The sequence below is a fragment of the Micromonospora sp. LOL_013 genome (assembly GCF_048060315.1).
Lineage (GTDB): Bacteria > Actinomycetota > Actinomycetes > Mycobacteriales > Micromonosporaceae > Micromonospora_E.
The window spans coordinates 60,415-78,727 of the sequence record NZ_JBHMIQ010000032.1 but is presented as its reverse complement, the minus strand read 5'-3'; the positions used below and the strand labels follow the sequence as shown (position 1 = coordinate 78,727).

Genomic DNA, 18,313 nt, shown 5'->3' with positions numbered 1-18,313 from the left:
GGGGGCACACCCGTCACGGACGGGCGGGTGCGCGGTAAACGGTCATCCGGGTGGTACGGGGTCAGGCGCGGGCGCGGGGGGCGCTGCCGCGCGCCGTGACCATGTACAACCACGCCGGCCCGTCGACGATTCCCGACCGGGCCCACCCGCCGGGCTGCCTGGCCGGTGCTCAACGGCTACGGGCCTGTGCCTGGTGGCCCGGGCGGCATGTGCCTGGCGGCCGCGGGCCGGAGTGCGTGGCGCGACCATGCACAACGACCCCGCCCGCCGGATCATTCCGGGTCGGCCGCCGGGCCGGGGACAGCCGTCTCCCGCCGAGGTGTCGGCACCTGCGGCGTACCACCGGCCCCGTCGGACTCCATGACCAGGTAACGGGGTCGGCGCTTCGTCTCGTAGTAGATCCGGCCGATGTACTCGCCGATCACGCCGAGGATCATCATCTGGATACCGCCGAGACCGATGACGCTGACGATGATCGTGGTGTAGCCGGGGGCGTCGATCCCCCGGATCAGCGCCGCCGCGACCACCCAGGCCGCATACGCCACGGCGATGAACGTGAGCCCCATGCCGGCGTAGATCGCCGACCGCAGCGGCCGGTCGTTGAACGACAGCAGCCCGTCGAACGCGTAGTTCAACAGGGACCGGAAACTCCAACGGCTGCCACCGTCGGCGCGGGCCTCGTTCGGGTACGCGAACACCACCGTGTTGAACCCGATCCACGAGTAGAGGCCTTTGGAGAACCTGTTGTACTCGGGCATGGCCCGCAGCGCGTCGACCGCCCGGCGGGACAGCAGCCGGAAGTCGCCCGCACCGTCGAGCAGTTGCACGTCCACCCAGCGGTTCATCAGCCGGTAGAACGTCCGCGACGCGACGGTACGGACGAACCGGTCACCCCGTCGGTCGCGGCACGCGATGACCTGGTCGTACCCCTGCCGGTACAGGGCGACCATATCGGGCAGCAGGCGTGGAGGGTGTTGCAGGTCGGCGTCCATCACGATGACGGCGTCCCCGCTGGCCCGGTCCAACCCGGCGAGCATCGCCGACTCCTTGCCGAAGTTGCGGCTCAGCGCGAGATACCGGACGGCCGGGTCGGCCGCCGCCAGCCGGCGCAGCTCGGCCAAGGTGCCGTCGGTGCTGCCGTCGTCGACGAAGACGTACTCGATCTCGACGTCGTCGAGCGCGGTCACCGCGGCGGTCACCGCCGTGTGCAGCCGGGTCAGCGAGGCGTCCTCGTTGAAGCAGGGCACCACGACCGACAGTCGCAGCGGCCGACTGGCCGGCGCGGGTGGTTCGGCCGGCGGGCCGGCCGGACCGGAAGGGTCAGTTGAGTCGGTAGACGAGGGCACCGTCGATCTCCTCACGGGTGATGCCCAACCCGTCGACCGGACGTTGGGCGACCCCGTCCCACGGTGTGCCGATCAGCCGGTCCGGCATCACCAGCACCGTACGCACCCCCAGGTCGCGCAGGTATCCGACGCTCGCCGGGTCGGGGAAGAACGCGGTGACCGCCCGGGTCTGCTCCTGGCTGGCCGGGACGAAACCGGCCAGACCGTTGGCGACCTGCGGGAAGTCTCCCTCGGTGGTCCACAGCATCACGTTCAACTCGAACGCGCCGGCGTCGCTGGGCAGCACCAGTACCGGCCCGGTGAGCTGGCCCCAGGCGGCCGGTGGGGTGGGCACCTGCGGATGGGCGGTGCGGTTCATTCCCTCGACCACCACCAGCGCCAGCGGGATCGCCAGGACGGCACCGGCGGCCTGCCGGGAGAACCGCGGCCATCCGGCGGCGGCCCGGCGCAGCGCCGTGGCCGCGGCGGTGAGCGCCCCGGCGGCCAGCACCGCGAGGAGCAGGCTGGTCCAGATCATCATCCGCCCCGGGGTACGCAGCGCGTCCCAGCCCGGCAGGTGCTTGGACAGCGTCAGGTAGCCGGGGTCGCCGTCGCCGCCGAGCGTGGCGCCGAGAGCGAGCAGCGCCGTGCCGATGACTCCGGCGGTGAGCGCCACCCGGTGCCGAATCCGAAACGACGAGACGACCAGGCCGGCGGCGGCCAGGGCGATCAGCGTCACCCCGGGCAGCAGCGTCATCTCCGGCGGCCAGAAGATCTGCTCCCGGGTGCCGGCGTGCCGTTCTCCCCACAGCCAGGACTCGGCGGGTGCGGTGATCAGGCCGACCACCGGCGGGGAGAACATCTCGGTCCAGGCCAGGCTCCGCTCCGCCTGCGGGTTGAGCTCGACGACGTGGAAGTAGGCCGCCGCGATCGCGAGGGTGACCGCGCCGAAGATCACCCCGCCGACGGCGTCGGCGACGAGTAGCCGTCGGCCGAACGGCGGGCGGCGGCGGTGTCGCCACCAGGAGATCCCGTAGCCGCCGGCGGCGACGATCCCGGCGGCGAGCAGGAAGTAGACCAGCGGCAGTCCGATGCCGAAGCCGAGGCTGATCTGCCAGGCGGCGACCAGCCAGCCGGCGAGGGCCCAGCCCGGTCTGCGCCGTTCGGGGCGGTAGCCGTGCCGCAACGACCAGCCGTGGCCACGGGCGAGCATCGCCAGACACAGCGCGATTCCACCGGTGGAGAGGATGTTCATGTGCCCGGAGTGGGCCAGCCGCCAGGGGGCGAAGGCCCACGCGACCCCGGCCACCGCCGCGCCGATCCGGCCCGCGCCGAGCTGTCGGATCAGGGCGTACGCGCCGATGAACGCCAACGCGTACAGCAGCACGTACAGGATGTTGTAGCGGATCAGCGCGGCTTCGAAGCCGGAGCCGATCATCCCGGCCGGTGCGTAGCCGAGGAGCGTGTCGCTGTACGCGTAGGTGTAGCGCTCGGGGAAGAACGTGTTGGAGTGCCAGAGCCCGGTCGGGTCGGTCGACAGCGCGTGCCCGCCCCAGGCCACCTGCCAGGCCTGCAGGGTGGGGTCGGCGATGTCGCCGGGGATGGTGCTGGCGGGATGTCGCAGGGTGGGCCAGGTCAGCACCACCGCGAGGAGCAGTCCGCCGAGCACGGCCAAGGTCCATTCGTGCCGCAGGAACCGCCACAGCGGGGGCCGGGGGGCGGACGGGCGGTCTTGAGCGGTCTCCACGAGAATCGATGATCTCAAATCAGGACGTGGGCTGTCGAACCCGCCCGTCACTTGTCGGGCCGGATCTGGTCCGCCGATCATCGTCGCTTCCGGTGACCCCGCGCAAGCCCGGCCGGACCTGCGAGAACCAGGGTTCGTTGTCGCTGACGTCAGCCTCAGCGGCTGTGGCGGGGTCCGTGCCGGAACGCAGGTCGTGCCGGAACGCAGATCGCACCGGAACCGGTGCCGGGCAGACCGGGTGACCGCAGATCCGTTGCCCAACGGGCTGATTGCCCGGGATTGACCCAGAAAGCCATCCTTAGGCCTGTTGCCCTGAAGGTCTGGTGTGTAACGCTGACGTTTCGCATCTGCCCGACGTCCTGACAGACGTCCAATGGGGAGGTATTGGTGACACGTTCGAGAAGACTCGTGGCGGCCGGACTGGCCGCCGTACTCGTGATCGGGCCGGGGCAACCTGGCCGGGCCACGCCGACGGACGGAGACAGCGCCAGTCGGACCTCTGCCGGACAGGCGCCGGCCGGTCAGCGCGCCACGGTCACCCTGCTCACCGGCGACCAGGTCACCGTCACCGGTACCGGCGCCGCTGCACTGCGCCCGGGCGAGGGTCGCGACGGCATGCAGTTCCGCACCTACCGGATCGACGGGGAGCTGCACGTCGTCCCACGCGACGCCGCCGAGCTGGTCCAACGCGGCACACTCGACAGCCGACTGTTCAACGTCACCAAGTTGATCGAGTGGGGCTACCACGACGCCGCGCGGGACACCCTGCCGCTGATCGTCACCACCGCGCGGGGCGACGTCGCCGCCCGTGGCACCGCCGTGCTCGCCGTCGATGGCCTCGACGTGCAGCGTGACCTGCCGGCGGTCGACGGTGCGGCGGTGACCGCCGACAAAGCCACTATCGGCGATCTGTGGTCCATGGTGTCCGGCGGCCCGGCCGCCCGTGGCACCGACACCGGTATCCAGCGGATCTGGCTGGACGGCAAACGGCAGATGCTGCTGGACCGCAGCGTCACACAGATCGGCGCACCCGCCGCTCACCGGGCCGGGTTCACCGGTGCCGGCGTCACCGTCGGCGTCATGGACAGCGGCGTCGACACCGGACACCCCGACCTGGCCGACGTCGTCATCGAGACGCGTAACTTCACCGACGCGCCGGAGGAGGGCGACACTACCGGCCACGGCACCCACGTCGCTTCGATCATCGCCGGCAGCGGCACCGCCTCCGGCGGCAAGTACCAAGGTGTCGCCCCAGCCGCGAAGATCATCTCCGCGAAGGTCTGCCCGGCGGCCTGGTGCGACGACTCGGCGATGATCGACGCGATGCACTGGTTCGCCGTGGACAAACAGGTCCCGGTGGTCAACATCAGCATCGGCGGCGGCGACGGACCCGAGATCGACCCCCTCGAGGAGGCGGTCAACACCCTCACCGAGCAGACCGGCACCCTGTTCGTCATCTCCGCCGGCAACGCCGGCGCCGACCGTACCGTCGGGTCACCCGGCAGCGCCGACGCGGCACTGACCGTCGGCGCGGTCGACCGCGACGGCTCGCTGGCCGACTTCTCCAGCCGCGGCCCGCGGGTCGGCGACGACGCCGTCAAACCCGACATCACCGCACCCGGTGTCGACATCGTCGCCGCCCGCGCCGAGGGCACCACCCTCGACGTCCCGATCGACGAGCACTATGTCTCCGCGCCGGGCACCTCGATGTCGGCGCCGCACGTCACCGGCGCCGTCGCGCTGCTCGCCCAACAGCAGCAGGGGTGGACCGCGCAGCAGTTCAAGTCCGCCCTGATGGGGTCCGCCGCGCCGCACCCCGGCACCGGTGCGTACCAGCAGGGCGCCGGCCTGGTCGACGTGGCCCGCGCCGTCACCCAGACAGTGACCGCCGCACCGGCCAGCATCTCCTACGGCCGCGCCCTCTGGCCGCACCAGGACGACGAGCCGATCAGCCGGACCGTGACCTACCGCAACAACGGCACCGAGCCGGTCACCCTCGACCTGGCCTGGGAGATCACCGGACCCGCGGGCGCGTCGGTGCCGGCCGGCATGTTCACCACCAGCGCCGCGCAGGTCGAGGTGCCTGCCGGCGGTACGGCCAGCGTCGACGCCACCGCCGACACCGGTGTCGCCGCCGCCGACGGCTACTACAGCGGCCAACTGGTCGCCACCGGCGGGCAGATCCGCGTCGTCACCCCCGTCGGGGTGCACCGCGAGGTCGAGAGCTACGACGTGACCGTGTCGCACATCGACGTCGACGGCGGACCAGCCCAGTCGTACTGGACCGCACTGGTCGGTCTGGACAACTCGTACTTCGACTTCCCGTACCACGAGGACGGCACCGTGGTGACCCGACTACCCAAGGGCGAGTACGGTCTGTTCGCCACGATCGATGAATTCGACGAGGAGGGCGAGCCGACCAGCAGTGCCGTCCTCGCCCAGCCGCGCCTCACCGTCGCTGCGGAGGCCACTGTCACCCTGGACGCCCGGCAGGCCGCACCGGTGCGGGCCACCGTGCCGCAACCGGCCGCCCGCGCCGCGATCGTCGACGTGACCGTCGGCTTCGACACCGTCGGCGGTCCGGCGGGCGTCGGTGCCGCGTACCCCGGATTCGACGGGGTGTCGTCGAAGCAGCTCGGCGGCGACGACCCGGCGCCTGCGTTCGGCTCATCCATCTCCCACCAGTGGTTCAAGCCGGACCCCGACGGCGGGTACGCGAACAGCCCGTTCGCCTACGCGCTGAGTGAGGTCTTCGACGGCCGGCTGCCCACCGGGTACCAGCGCGACTACGCCGCGGGTGACCTGGCCCGGGTCCGGCAGGACTTCCGGGGCATCCCGACCGGTGACGTCTCCGACCGGCTGCTCGTCGCCGAGTTCGACGACCCGAAGTTGGGCGCGCTCACCGAGCTGACCGAGGTGCGCGTTCCAGGCGAACGGATCGAGTGGTACAGCACCGACCGGGTGGCCTGGTTCTCCGACCTGTACTTCTCCAACTACTCGGTGGAGGACGACTGGCTGGAACCGGTGTCGTTCCTGTACGCACCGGCCCGCGCCTACCCCGCCGGCGCCCGGCGCACCGACATCTGGAACCTGCCGCCGTTCGGCCCGGCGATGCCGGCGACGTCGTCGCCGACCGGTTGGGCCAGCCGACTCGGCGACGAGATCCTGGTGGAGGTGCCGCTGTTCGGTGACGCCGCCGGGCACGCCGGCGGTTCGATCGCACTGACTGAGCGCACCGCGCTCTACCGTGCGGGCGAGCTGGTCGAGGAGTGGGAGACCGGTGGCTTCGGCTATTTCGTCGTGCCACCCGGCCAGGCTGACTACCGGCTGGAGACGTCGGCAACCCGTGACGCCGGTGACCTGGCCACCGAGGTGAGCCTGGCCTGGACCTTCCAGTCGGGTCGGGTCAACGGCGATCAGTGGCGGCGGCTGCCGGTCATGGTGGCCCGGCCGGCGCCGCCCCGGCCGGCGACCAGGTCGACATTCCGGTGACGGTGCGCCGGCAGACCGGGGTCACGGTCAACCTGGACGCGTTGTCGGTCGAGGTCTCCTACGACGACGGCACCACCTGGCTGCCGGCTCCGGTGCGTGCCGACGGCCGCAGCTGGGTGGCCACGGTCCAGCATCCGGACAGCGAAGGTTACGTGTCGCTGCGGTTCGGTGCCGAGGACCGCAAGGGCAACACGTTCACCCAGACGGTGATCAACGCCTACCGGCTGGTCGCCGCCGACTAGCGTTTTCTCACTCCCCAGGCCCCGGTGGCCGTGACCCGTACCCGGGTCACGGCCACCGGAGCCGCACCAGCTGGGGCGCCGGATCGATCTGAGGGGTGCCGGTTCGGCTCAGACCGTGCCGAAGAAGGACTTCAGCGCGGGCACCCGGCGGATGAGGAACTGGTCCAGCGCCAGGACGACCAGCAGGGACAGGCCGAACAGGGGCAGGAAGACGCCGAGTGCGACCATGGAGGCGAGCAGTACCCAGCTGCCCCAGACGGGGAGTTTCGCCCGCGGTGCGGCGAGGCCGGAGGCCGTGGCCCGACGGGTCCACCACATCATTGGTCCGGTGACGCACATGAAGATCACGGCGAGGCAGAACAGCGTGGACATGATCGTGTTGAAGGTGCCGAGGCGGCGCCCTTCGTGCAGGGCGATGCCCTGCGAGACCACCTTCGCCATCGCGCTGTAGTCGTCGTAGCCGTACTGGCCTACCACGTCGCCGCTGTACTGGTCGACGTGGATCGTCGTCTCCTGGGTCACGTCGGACTCGGCGGGGTTACCGACGTCGTACCACTGGCTGCTCATCACGCTGAACACCCCGGTCTCGCCCTCCGGGTACAGGATGAGGTACGGCCCGGGGGCACCCAGCGTCTGGGCCGCGTCGACCGCCCGGTCGATCGAGATCGGGGTGCCGCCGCCGGTGCTGCTGCCCTGCGGGGCGTTGCCGGAGGCCCACCCGGCGGGTGCGGACTGACCATCGCTGTCCTCGATCTGCTGTCGGATGGTGGACTCGGCACCGGGGTCCGCGCCCCACAGCCCGGAGCCGGAGTTGACGGCGATCTGCTGGGCCTGAGCACCCCACACACCGGTCCAGGGCAGCCCGGAGACGACCAGCAGCAGGATGCCGAGGCCGACGGGGAGCCCGACGAGGGCGTGGTAGCTGCGGAGCCGGGCACCGCGGTTGCCCTTGGCTTCGGCGCCACTGCGCGCACGGCGGCCGAGGAAGAAGATGATGAACCCGGTGATCGTCAGCACGATCGCCCAGGAGGCACCGAGTTCGACGATGCGGTCGCCGAAGCCACCGTCGCCGATGAGCAGGTCGCCGTGGACGCGTTCGGCCCAGGTGGAGATGAGCTGGTCCTGGCTGAGTTCGCCGGTGACGGTGGAGGTGTAGGGGTCGACGTAGATGTTGGTGCTGCTGCCGTCGTCGAGCCCGACGACGAACAGGGTCGCCCGGTCGCCGGTGCCGTCCTGCACGGACAGGATGGGACGGTCCGGGAAATCCGCGCGGACGGCCGCTTCCTGGGCGGACAGCTCGGCCCGTTGCGCGCCGTCGGCCACCGGCACCTGCAGTACCCCGGGGTGGGCGAGGGAGTCCACCTCTGCCCGGAACATGTAGGTCATACCACTGACGGCGAGGCAGAAGAGTACGGGTATGACGAGGACTGACCCGTAGAAGTGCCAGCGCCAGAACGCGGCGAACCAGTTCGTCTTCCGCGGCCGGGCCGGGGACGAGGGCGCATCCTCGGGCGGCGTCTCCCCGGGAGGCGGTGTCTCGGCTTCTACGGTGGTCATCGGCTGGCCCTTCCTGATCGTCACGTTGTTCGTCGGTGGAACCTGTGGTACTAGCTAGAGTCGTGCTGGAGACACCCTGGGTTCCCGTCCTGACGATCGTTTTCCTGCTGACAGGGCTCGTCTGTGTCGGTGACCTGGTCATCCGTCGCCGTGGCGTGCCACGCGACCAGGCGTTCTCCGACGCGGAGCTGATAGACATCAATCACTGTGTGATGAGCGCCGCGATGATCCTGATGGCCTGGCTGATGGTGCACGGCCCGGTCGCCTGGGCGCAGGTCGCGATCTTCGGCATCCTGGTGCTCGCGTTGCTGCCCGGGTACGGGCGGGCGCGTGGCAGGCCGGAGCGCGTCGACGTGCTGGGCCACGTCACGCAGAACCTGGCGATGATCTGGATGCTCGCGGCGATGCCGACCCTGATGTCGGAGTTGGGGGTCGGCGGCGGCTCCGGGCACGCGCATGGCGTAGCCGCCGCCGGTGCGGAACCGACCCCCACCCCGGCGTGGGCGGACATGACGAACGTCGTCTTCGTGGCCCTGAGCACGGCCGGGGCGCTGTGGTGGCTCTACCGCGCCGTGACGACGTCCGGCCATCGGCTGCATCTGCTCAGCTACGGCGTCATGAGCGCAGGCATGGCGACGATGCTGCTGCTGATGAACGTGTGAGACCCGCTGGCGGGTACGGATCAGCCCTCGGTCCGGTCCTCATCGCGGACCGGACCGGACCGAGGCTGCGGTGCGTGGCAGCCGGGCCGGTCAGCTTCCGGCTGGCCGGTGATCAGCGGGTGACGGTGATGTTGGCGATGAACGACCGCCAGGCAGCCGGGGCGAAGTCGAGGGTGCCGCCATCGCGGTCCTTGGTGTCCCGGACGAACACCCGACCAGGAAGATTCTCGGCCACCTCGACACAGCCCTGAGTGTCGCTGTGCGTGCTCTTGTGCCAGCGTGCGCCGGTCATGTCCATTTTTCAGCCGTCCTCATGATCAGTTCTAGGCTCTGATGGCTCGGCAGAGCGTACCCCCGGATCGCTTCCCAGGTCTGCTCAAGCTCTGCGGTGTCGTCTGGGGCTTCGACCACCTTGCCGCGTAAGTGGCCTTCCACGTAGCCGACCGCTCGACCGTCCACGGTGGCGAAAATGAATCCGCCATCGACGCCGGGGTAGGCACCGGTCGACAGCGGGACCAAGTGAATCTGGACGTTGGGGCGTTCGGCGGCCTCGGCGAGCGCGGTGAGCTGCTGGTGCATCACCTCCGGCCCGCCGACGCCACGATGCAGCAACGCCTCATCGATCACCGCAGCAAGATGACACGGGTTCGACTCGCGTCTCAGGATTTCCTGTCGTTCGATTCGAGTGGAGATCGCTGTCTCCAGTTTCTCGCCGTGGATGCCGTAGGTGGTGAGCACCGCTCGTGCATATGGCTCAGTTTGCAACAGACCGGGTACGACCAAGGGTTGGAAGGCTCGGAGCAGGCTCGCCCGCTGCTCGTACTCGATGAAGGGCTTGAACCAGATCGGGGCGTGTTCGCCGATGACGAACTCGCGGTAGAATTTCATGAAGGCGGTGCCGAACACCTTGTCGACCATGCCCAGGTAGTTGGGCAGGGCGGGGCGTTCGCCGCGCTCGATCGAGCCGACGTGCTTTGCCGAGAAGTGGACGCGCTCACCCCAGGACTCCTGGGTGAGGCCCATCGACTCGCGCACCCGCCGTAACTCCGATATCAGATACTCGCTGCCGCTCACAAGCCCCTCGCATCCCTCGGATTCCCTCGTGCCCACGCGGCGGAGGCATCGCCGAAAGGCGTCCCCGTTGATTGAAGTCACCAACTATCTTCCTTGACGAATGCAGAGGCGTCCAGCATGGATTTTGGTCCTGTGGATAACTGCCAGATCAGGCTGAGGATTTGATCTTCGGGCTTCTATCAGATTAACTCTTGCCGCTGCAAGGCTTTCGCATCCCTCGGATTCCCTCGTGGTGGTCGAGGTTCGCGTCATGGGACTCCCGGCGTGCACGGGGTCACCGGTCGGGTTCCGCCAACTGCGAATCGGAGTCCAGGGTGGGATGTCGCAACTCGTTCGGCTATCCAAGGAGGATCCTGGTGATGCACAGGAATGACGAGATCGGCGGGACGTGCCGGCTGACCTCCGCCCGCGCGGTCGACCCCGCCCCGGCCAGTGCGATCGACGCCGCGCTTGACCCCGGTGACACCGTCGTGGCGCAGGCGGTGCGCCAGGCGCGGCTGGACATCGCCGAGCATCTGTCGTCGGCGCGGCTCGGCGAATGCCGCACCTGTGACGTCGCCGCGCCGTGCCGGCCGTTGCTGCGGTCGCTGGTCATCCTCGACCGGTAGGACCCGGGCAAGGCCCGCCGGGTGCGGGCGGTGCTGCAGCTGTCCGGGCTGATGCCGGACGGCTACCCGCACGGGAAGGACGACGACGATGTCTGACCAGCCGCTGCGGGTCGGTGAGACGCTGCACCTGGGATCGTCGGCGGTGGACGCGACGGCCGGATGGTGGCGATCGCCGTCTACAAGCGGTCGTTGACCCACCCCGGGGTGCGGGAAGCCCCGCGCGCCGGCAACGGGACCGACCCGTAGCAGTGAGAAGCCGGCGCGGCCGGCGCGGTGCCGGCACCGACTTCATCGCGACCGACGATCCGTATCAACGCGCCGAGCTCATGGCGGGTCACCTGCACCGGATCGAGGCCGCACACGACCGTATGCGGGCAGCGGTGGTGTCGCTGCGCCAGCTGCTGCGACCCGACGCCGTGACACTCGACGTCGAACTGCGTTCCGTTTCCGCCCGGACCGTGGCCGCCAGCAGTGCACAGGTCCGGGTCGAGGACTCCGTCGACTGGTCCAGCCTGGCCATGGACGAGCTGCACGCGGCCTTCCCGCCCACGGAACGCACCGGGCTACCCGGTGGCCGGTACGCCAACGAACTGTTCACCAGCGGCGCCGGCGTCATGGCTGATCAATGGGGTTCGCGAGTACACCTACACCACGGATTTTGTCAGCGCTCACCGCATTGGAGACGCCCGTGTCGACGTGGTGCAGCATCTGGCGGGGAACTTCCCGGATGGCTCAGCGGACCTGCACTACCGGTTCGACCTGGATGGTGCCGCGTCGACCGCTGGGTTACGGCAACAGCTGTTGTTGATCCACTGCGCGTCATCGACGCGACACTACGGTGGGACGTTTGCTCGGGCGGATCGGATTATGCGTCAGCCCCGATGCGGGTGGCGAAGGCGCGCAGGTCCGGAAGGGACCGGTGGCGGTCGCTCGCCAGCAGGTCGACGGTCAACCGCTGAGCCCACGGCCGGTAGCGGACCTCCTGCGGCGCGGTCTGCTCGGCGGCGAGCAACGCCCGGTACGCCTCGATGTTCGCGCCTCGGCCGTGCAACGCCAGCGCGGTGTCCTGCCAGTAGCGGGCCCGACGCTCCACGGTGCCCAACTGCTGCGGGGTGATGGTGCGGGCGCATTCGACCGCCGCGCCGAAGTCACCCAGCGCTCGGCAGACTCCGATCCGGTACAACGCGACGTCGACGCTGCCGAAGGCGGGCTTCAGATCCGCTCGCCGGGCGGCCTCGTCCGCCTCGGCGAGCAGATCCAGTGCGGTGTCCCGCCGGTCGCCGAGTGCGGCCGTGTAGGCGGCGGTGGCGAGCAGCCGCCCGTACGCGGTGACGTCATCGCGTTGCCGCAGCTCGGTGGCGGTGTCGAGCGTCGCCGCGCCGGTGAGCACGACCTTCTGGGCGGTGTCGCGGTGTAGGGTCCGGCGGAGCACGATCGCGGTGATCCGGGCATGTTCGGCCTGCAGCAGCGGGTCCCCGCAGGCTCGCGCCGTCTGACCAGCCCGGTCCATGATCGACCAGGATATGCCGTCCTCGTGCAGCTTGATCAGCACCTGTGCGGTGAGGTGGTACGCCCGGGTCGCCAGGGCGGTGGCCGCACATCGTCGGTCATCGGCGGCGTTCGCGGTGACCGTCGCCGCGCCGGTGACCAGCTGCGGTAGGCGGGTGGCGAGTCGCGCGTACCGACACGCCTGAAGGTCCGCCGACGCGGCGGCCAGCGTGGCGCGCAGCTCGACCGGGCCGACAGGTGGGGTGGTGCTCGGCTCCGCGCCGAGGAGCAGGCCCGACAGTCCGGCCGCCAGCTGCGGCGGGCGGGCAGTGGCGTGGCCGGCAGAGCCTGGGCCCGTGGGGATCGCCGCACCGGCGAGCCCCGCCAGACCGCTCAGTACCGCGCGCCGTCGGATCACGTCCTCTCCCGTCTCAGGCCAGGATCGGCTACCGGGAAGCCTAACGATCGAAGTGGACCCGTGGTGGCTGGCCGATGTGCCAGAGTTGGTCAAGCCGAACAGCTCCGGTGGAATGTCGAACACGTCGGCGAGCCGTCGTAGGGCGGACACGTCGGTCAGGCGCTGGCGGCCGCGTTCTATCCGCGACAGGCTCGCCGCGGAGTAGCCGCAGCGTCGTCCGGCCTCCGCGAGGGTCAGCCGGGCGGCCGTGCGGGCCAGCCGGATCAGGTTGCCGTAGTCGCCGGCTGCCGCCGCCCGACGCGTCTCGGGAAGGCCAGCCCACCGGCGGTCGCCGCTCATCGCAGTCTCCCACCCATGGTCACGCTCGGTATTGCCTCCACTGTGCAACGGACGTGCCAGCGCGTGCAAAGCGCTTGCGTATCCGGTAACGGGGCGTGTCGGCGCTACCTGGTCGCTGCTGTCCTGGAAGGGCGGCGGTGATGGCGCCGGACGGTGGGTGAGGAGCGAAGACAATGGATCAATCGGATCAAGGTCGACCTGGCCTTCGCCGGGTCGCTGTCGTCAATCGGACACTTGGTATGGGCCTGTTCGGCGTCATGGCGATCGTCGTCATCATGCTCGTGGCGGGTGGTCCCGGGCGATCGGCTGCGGTGAGCGCGATCGGCGGGATCGTCGCCGCGCTGGCCGGCCTCGCCGCCGCGTACCTCCGTCAAGGATGAGCTGGGCGTCATAGATCCATAGCTGATGGTGATTGCTGGGCTGCCCGGTGGGCGGAAGCGGTCCGCGTGGTCGATGCGCATTCCGTCGCTCTCGGGCGGAAAGCGATCATGTTTCGGCAGCAGCCGGTGGGATGGCCTTGCGGAGCTGGGGGCGACCATGAGCCCGAGATCGGGGCCCATCTCCGGAGCGAGGACGACACGAACGGCGCATGACCGAAGTCTAAGCGTAGTGGCGATATTACGGGCGGAGCCGCCCCTGGCAGGTCGATGAGGTTGACAGGTGTCCATGACGGCAGCCGCCCCGGCCAGTGCCGAGACCGCCAGGATCGATACGTGGGTGCGCGACCGCAACACTGGTGCCCGGGTGGCTGGCGTATGCGTGTTCGCGACCCCGGTCCGGGTGTTCAGCATTCCAGCGCAGTGCCGGCCGAACAGCGGCCGTACCGGTCGGGTGTCCATCGATGTACCAGGGCCCGGCTCCTACCACCTCTTCGCGTTGCCGGCTCCGGGCAGCCCGTACGGCGCGCAGTGGGTTGGACCGGACGGCGGCACCCGGGTCCAGTCCGGGGCCCGCCGGATCACTGTGGCGGCCGGCGAGACCAAGTCCGTGCCGGCGGTCATGCTCGACCTGCGGGCCACCATCACCGGGTACATGGTGCACAGAAAGGGGGGAGATCGTCGGCGGTGTGGTCGGTGTCGCCGGTCGTGCCCAGGTCGACCTCGTCCCGGCGGTCGTCGGCACCCCGGACCCGGCGACCTACCGGCTGCGGCACGGCGGCGAGTTGACCGTTCACATCCTCGACGAGCCGACGAGCGCCGGCCGGCAACTGGTCCTGTACAACTCCGGATCCGGCGAGCATGTCGGGTCGGTGGCGATCGGCGACGGCGCCACCTGGGGATTTTTGCGGGTCAGCGGCGGGCAGCACGTCAAGATCGGTGCCGCTGTACGGGTGGCGACCGCTGGTACGGCGGTTCGGACTTCGCCACGGCCGCCTCGGTGCGGGTCCGTCACCGGGACTGGTTGAACCTGATCCTGTGAGTCGGTGCCGGACCGGGTCAACCGATCCGGACTCCGACCAGGCTCAGCAGGTAGACGACGGCGAAGGCGCCGAAGAACACCCCGGCGGTGCCGAGCGCCACCTGGCTGGTCCACGACGGCCGTACCGGTGCGGGGAGCCGGCGGTTGACGTACATGGTGAGGCCGACCACGACGGGGGTGTGCGCGGCGGCGATGATACCGCCGACAGACAGGATCTCGACCGGGTTGCGGACCAGCAGGAACAGCACCAGCGGGGCGAGAGTCATGGCGACCGCGACATAGGTCAGGTAGACCGCCCGTGGGTGGCGGATCAGACGGGCCAGCCTGCCGGTCTGTTCGCCGTCATCAGCCGGCTCGTCGTCGGATCGGCCGGCGGTGATCAGTCTGGTGGCGTCGGCGTACGTGCGCGCCCAGCCGTCCTGGTTGGCGAAGATGGTGCCCCAGAGAGCAACCACCACACAGGTCAGCAGCAGCACCTCACCGAAGGTGCCCCACAGGTCGCCGAGTAGCGCGGTCAGGTCGCGGGCGACGTCGACCCCGTCGGGTACCCGCCCCTGCGGGGCGAGCAGTTCGGCGCCCAGCACCAGGAAGGAGACGATGACCAGTCCACCGCCGGCGACGCCGAGCGCGGCGGTCCGGCTCATCGTCCGGGTCCAGCCGCGTACCCGCTCGATCTGCTCGTCGCCGCCGACCTGCCTGTTCGAAGGCACATCGTCGCGGGCCCCGGCATCAGTCTGATCCGTTGACGAGGACGGGCCCGTCGGCCCGCCGAAGCCACGCGCCGCCACCCAGTAGGAGAACCACATGATGCCGACGGCGCCGGCCAGGATGAATCCGACCCAGGGCAGCACGAAGTACAGGTCGAGGTCGTCCGGCACGCCCGGCACCAGGCCCGTCACGATGTCGCCGCTGACCGTGCTGGCCGCCGCGGTGATGGCTGCGCCGACCAGGACCAGGGCCATCACGGCGGTGATCCGTTCCACGCCCTGGTAGCGGCCGGCCAGCACCAGTGCCCCGGAGCCGAGGATGACGGCGCTGGCGTAGACCGCCTGTCCGCCGGGCAGCGCCACCATGAGCGCGCTGCCGACCAGGGCGGCGATACCGGCGATGGTGACCACCCCGGCGACGATCTGCGGCACGAAGATCACCCAGATCGCCCAGTTGGCCAGCCCAGGTACGTCGCGGAAGCCGTCGAGCAGGGTGCGGCCGGTGGCAACGCTGTACCGGCCGGCCTCCCGGATCATGATCCACATGAAGACGGTCACGATCAGCGCCAGCCACAGCAGTTCGTAGCCGTACCGCGCGCCGATCCGGGGGGTGAACAGCACCGAGCCGGAACCCACCGACGACACCATCCACAGCAAGCCGGGCCCGTACCACCGGAGCTGGCCCCGGCCGGCCGGGACGGGGGTGGGCTGTTGACGCAGACGGAAGGTGGTCGGCACGGTGAGTTTCCCTGGGTCGTGTTCGAGCGGAGGGTCGGACCTCTCCGGACCTACCCACGTACCGGCCGGCGACACCTGGATGACGGACACTCGTCGACACGCCGGCTGTCCGAGCCCTCGACGTCCCCGACGATCATCCATGCGCGTGGTAGGTATTTGACTACTCCACGTCCAGGAAGGATTGGCAGGTGGGCAGTGACGAGCAGTAGGCAGTGGTCTCCGGGTGCCCAGTCGGGCGTCCGCTCCGGCTACCCTCGGTGGCTGTTGTCGGCTGCGGTCGGTGTAGCGCTGGCAGTGGTGATGACCAGCGGCGCAGCGGCGGTGCCAGCCTCGGAGAGCGACGTTGGTGCCGCCATCACCACCCGGGTGTTCGACCGGGCCACCGGCGAGCCGGTCAAGGGCGTGTGTGTGCTGGCTCTGCCGGTGCTCACGTTCCGCCTGCCCAACGCCTGCTCGACGCGCAGCGGCGGCGGCGGACGGGTGACCGTCGAGGTGCCGGAACCCGGGCAGTACAACCTGTTCGCGCTGCCCAAACCGGACAGCCCGTACGGTGCCCAGTGGGTCGGCCCGGACGGCGGCACCGGCCGGCAGCAGGATGCCCGGCGAGTCACCCTCGCCACCGGTGAGACCAAGCGGGTGAATCAGATCCTGCTGGATCCCCGCGCCACGATCAGCGGTGCGGTCAATCACTGGACCGGGGAGAACGCCGGGCTGGTCTCCATCGCCGCACCCGACCTGGACCTGCACCAGGAGATGTGGTCCGTGCCGGTCGCCGCCGACGGCGCCTTCGACATCGACTGGGTCGGTCCGTACGAGTGGCCGGTGTTGTTCCGGTTGGACCGCGAACCAGCACAGTGGAGCGGAAAGGTCGGCAACCGGTTACAGGCCGAGACCGTGCCGGCGGTGATCGGTGGCCCGGCCGAGCCGTACCAGTTCTGGCCCACGAGTCAGACGCGGGGTTTCGTGCGGGTGGTGGTCCGCGACGAAGGGCCGGGTCTGCCGGGTCGGGTGATCTTCTACAACGCGGTCACCAGGGACGTGATGGGCTTCGACGACTTCGGCCAAGGCAGATGGAAGTGGGTGGTGCAGGAGTACATCACCGGCGGTCAGCAGATCAAGATCGAATGTCAGTGCCCCGAAGGGACCCGCTGGTACGGCGGCACCGACTTCGACAGCGCCACCCCGGTGGCCGTGCCGTACTTCGGCTCCGTCTCGGTCGACCTGCGGTAACGCGACAGGACGGCCTTATCGGTGGCGGTGGGGCCGTGCGAGGTCAGCCAGACCGGCACACCGAGCGCCGCCTCGACCGCCGCCACCCAGGAGTCCGGGTCGGGCTCCGGGTCGGCGGCGTACCGGGGTCGGCTGGCCAGCAGCTTCGCGGTCAGCGCTGCCTGCCGGTCCAGGTCGCCGGGCGGGCCGACCGGCAGCCGGTCGGCCCAGTCGTAGCCGTCGCACAGCCGCAGCCGGTGCGCGCCGACCAGGTCCAGGTGGGTCAGCGCGAGGGCCTCGAGGCCGCCGGTGACGTCGAGGGCGTACCGGTGGGCGACGGCGTCGAAGTGGCCGACCCGGAACCGCCCCTGCCAGGCGTTGGTGCCGTTGTGCCGCTCCGGCGGCCGCAGCGTCGGGTCCTCGGTGACCAGCGGGCCGGGCCCGTGCCGGGGGGTGACCACCCGCAGCACCCCGAGCCGGGTCGCCGTACCGGGCATCCCGGCCTCGGCCAGCAGCGTGTCGACGTTGCCGTACGTCGTGGTGCTCCACGTGGTGTACGGGTGAAACCCGTGCCACTCGTCGAGAAGCACCCCCTGGGCGCCTTCGAAGACGACGGTTCCGGCGCGCAGCAGGCGGGTCGTCCATGACCGGTCGACGATCGACACCCGCCGCGCGAAGGCGGTGAACGCGGTGACAGTGTCCGCCACCGGTGGGGCGTACAGCGGCCCCAGTTCGGCGGTGAGCCGGTCGCGCAGCAGCCTCAGCCGGTGCCGCAGCAGGCCTTCGTCGAGGCAGTCGCCGACCCGGGGCGCGGTGTCGGGGTGGGCGAGAGCGTACGACATGCTCTCGCCCACCCCCATCCCGCAGGAGCCGTGCCGGTCGGCCCCCCGGGCGATCTCCCGGGCCTGGTTCGCGGCCCGGTGGTACGGGGTGGCCAGCAGCGCCTCCCGGTCGACGGTCACCTGGTCCAGCGCGTCGGGCACCCCGATCCCGGCCAGGTGCGTCGCCTCGCCGGCCAACGCCAGCGGGTCGACGACCACGAACCGGGACAGGTGTGTCGGTACGCCGTGGAAGGTGCCGGCGCCGAACTGGGCGAAGGTGTGGCTCCGGCCGTCGGGCAGGACGACGTTGTGTGCCGCCTGCCCGCCCCCGTTGAACCGGATGATCGCGTCGACCGGCCGGCTCGCGCACAGCCAGTCGACGACGGTGCCCTTGCCGGCGTCGCCGTAGCCGAGGTCGACCACGGCGACGTGCCGGCCGGTTGCGTCCCCGGCCACGCTGCTGGCCA

General features: G+C 70.3%; 13 protein-coding genes and 1 pseudogene. 6 read left to right on the top strand and 8 right to left on the bottom strand.

The features are described from left to right. Nucleotides 1–272: 272 nt before the first annotated feature. Both ACFHWS_RS20975 and ACFHWS_RS20970 read right to left on the bottom strand, forming a co-directional pair. Nucleotides 273–1,265, bottom strand: a complete 993-nt coding sequence (locus ACFHWS_RS20975; protein ID WP_416556433.1) for a glycosyltransferase family 2 protein — start codon at nt 1,263–1,265, stop codon at nt 273–275. Nucleotides 1,266–1,320: 55 nt separating this feature from the next. After that, complete coding sequence (locus tag ACFHWS_RS20970; protein WP_416568845.1) at nt 1,321–3,153, bottom strand: hypothetical protein; 1,833 nt, start codon at nt 3,151–3,153, stop codon at nt 1,321–1,323. A gap of 339 nt (nt 3,154–3,492) precedes the next feature. Between ACFHWS_RS20970 and ACFHWS_RS20965 the strand changes: the two are divergent. Then, nucleotides 3,493–6,806 (top strand): annotated as a pseudogene (locus ACFHWS_RS20965) (S8 family serine peptidase). A 108-nt stretch (nt 6,807–6,914) separates the two neighbouring features. Here ACFHWS_RS20965 and ACFHWS_RS20960 read toward each other — a convergent pair. Further along, complete coding sequence (locus tag ACFHWS_RS20960; protein ID WP_416568844.1) at nt 6,915–8,363, bottom strand: PepSY-associated TM helix domain-containing protein; 1,449 nt, start codon at nt 8,361–8,363, stop codon at nt 6,915–6,917. Nucleotides 8,364–8,398: 35 nt separating this feature from the next. Here ACFHWS_RS20960 and ACFHWS_RS20955 point away from each other — a divergent pair, with 35 nt between their 5' ends. Next, complete coding sequence (locus ACFHWS_RS20955; RefSeq protein WP_416568843.1) at nt 8,399–9,025, top strand: DUF5134 domain-containing protein; 627 nt, start codon at nt 8,399–8,401, stop codon at nt 9,023–9,025. A gap of 112 nt (nt 9,026–9,137) precedes the next feature. On the opposite strand, the gene ACFHWS_RS20950 is transcribed toward ACFHWS_RS20955, so the two are convergent. Beyond that, complete coding sequence (locus tag ACFHWS_RS20950; protein WP_416568848.1) at nt 9,138–9,317, bottom strand: DUF397 domain-containing protein; 180 nt, start codon at nt 9,315–9,317, stop codon at nt 9,138–9,140. Then, nucleotides 9,314–10,099, bottom strand: coding sequence for a helix-turn-helix domain-containing protein (locus ACFHWS_RS20945; protein ID WP_416568842.1), 786 nt, complete (start codon nt 10,097–10,099; stop codon nt 9,314–9,316). The genes ACFHWS_RS20950 and ACFHWS_RS20945 overlap by 4 nt, the downstream gene beginning before the upstream one ends. Nucleotides 10,100–10,455: 356 nt before the next feature. Here ACFHWS_RS20945 and ACFHWS_RS20940 point away from each other — a divergent pair, with 356 nt between their 5' ends. Then, the gene (locus ACFHWS_RS20940) at nt 10,456–10,707 is read left to right on the top strand and encodes a hypothetical protein (RefSeq protein WP_416568841.1); all 252 of its coding nucleotides are present in this window, start codon (nt 10,456–10,458) and stop codon (nt 10,705–10,707) included. An 865-nt stretch (nt 10,708–11,572) separates the two neighbouring features. Here the strand turns inward: ACFHWS_RS20940 and ACFHWS_RS20935 are convergent. Further along, complete coding sequence (locus ACFHWS_RS20935) at nt 11,573–12,952, bottom strand: helix-turn-helix domain-containing protein (protein WP_416568840.1); 1,380 nt, start codon at nt 12,950–12,952, stop codon at nt 11,573–11,575. 239 nt (nt 12,953–13,191) lie between these two features. Here ACFHWS_RS20935 and ACFHWS_RS20930 point away from each other — a divergent pair, with 239 nt between their 5' ends. Both ACFHWS_RS20930 and ACFHWS_RS20925 read left to right on the top strand, forming a co-directional pair. Then, nucleotides 13,192–13,332 (top strand): hypothetical protein, encoded by a 141-nt coding sequence (locus ACFHWS_RS20930; RefSeq protein ID WP_416568839.1) that lies wholly within the window; start codon nt 13,192–13,194, stop codon nt 13,330–13,332. 686 nt (nt 13,333–14,018) lie between these two features. Further along, the gene (locus ACFHWS_RS20925) at nt 14,019–14,357 is read left to right on the top strand and encodes a hypothetical protein (protein WP_416568838.1); all 339 of its coding nucleotides are present in this window, start codon (nt 14,019–14,021) and stop codon (nt 14,355–14,357) included. Nucleotides 14,358–14,388: 31 nt separating this feature from the next. Here the strand turns inward: ACFHWS_RS20925 and ACFHWS_RS20920 are convergent, their stop codons facing one another. Next, the gene (locus ACFHWS_RS20920) at nt 14,389–15,816 is read right to left on the bottom strand and encodes an Nramp family divalent metal transporter (RefSeq protein WP_416568837.1); all 1,428 of its coding nucleotides are present in this window, start codon (nt 15,814–15,816) and stop codon (nt 14,389–14,391) included. Nucleotides 15,817–16,080: 264 nt separating this feature from the next. On the opposite strand from ACFHWS_RS20920, the gene ACFHWS_RS20915 reads away from it, so the two are divergent. Further along, nucleotides 16,081–17,046 carry a hypothetical protein gene (locus ACFHWS_RS20915; RefSeq protein ID WP_416568836.1) on the top strand — a complete coding sequence of 322 codons (966 nt, stop codon included), beginning with the start codon at nt 16,081–16,083 and terminating at the stop codon, nt 17,044–17,046. On the opposite strand, the gene ACFHWS_RS20910 is transcribed toward ACFHWS_RS20915, so the two are convergent. Continuing rightward, entirely contained in the window at nt 16,944–18,302 is a 1,359-nt protein-coding gene (locus tag ACFHWS_RS20910; RefSeq protein WP_416568835.1) for an adenylosuccinate synthetase, read from the bottom strand. The two genes, ACFHWS_RS20915 and ACFHWS_RS20910, sit on opposite strands and share 103 nt — an antisense overlap. Between the last annotated feature and the right edge of the window lie 11 nt (nt 18,303–18,313).

Excerpts from the sequence above, each read along its gene's own strand:
- ACFHWS_RS20970 (WP_416568845.1), bottom strand. The coding sequence starts at position 3,153 with ATGATCGGCGGACCAGATCCGGCCCGACAAGTGACGGGCGGGTTCGAC.
- ACFHWS_RS20960 (WP_416568844.1), bottom strand. The coding sequence starts at position 8,363 with ATGACCACCGTAGAAGCCGAGACACCGCCTCCCGGGGAGACGCCGCCC.
- ACFHWS_RS20950 (WP_416568848.1), bottom strand. The coding sequence starts at position 9,317 with ATGACCGGCGCACGCTGGCACAAGAGCACGCACAGCGACACTCAGGGC.
- ACFHWS_RS20935 (WP_416568840.1), bottom strand. The coding sequence starts at position 12,952 with ATGAGCGGCGACCGCCGGTGGGCTGGCCTTCCCGAGACGCGTCGGGCG.
- ACFHWS_RS20930 (WP_416568839.1), top strand. The coding sequence starts at position 13,192 with ATGGGCCTGTTCGGCGTCATGGCGATCGTCGTCATCATGCTCGTGGCG.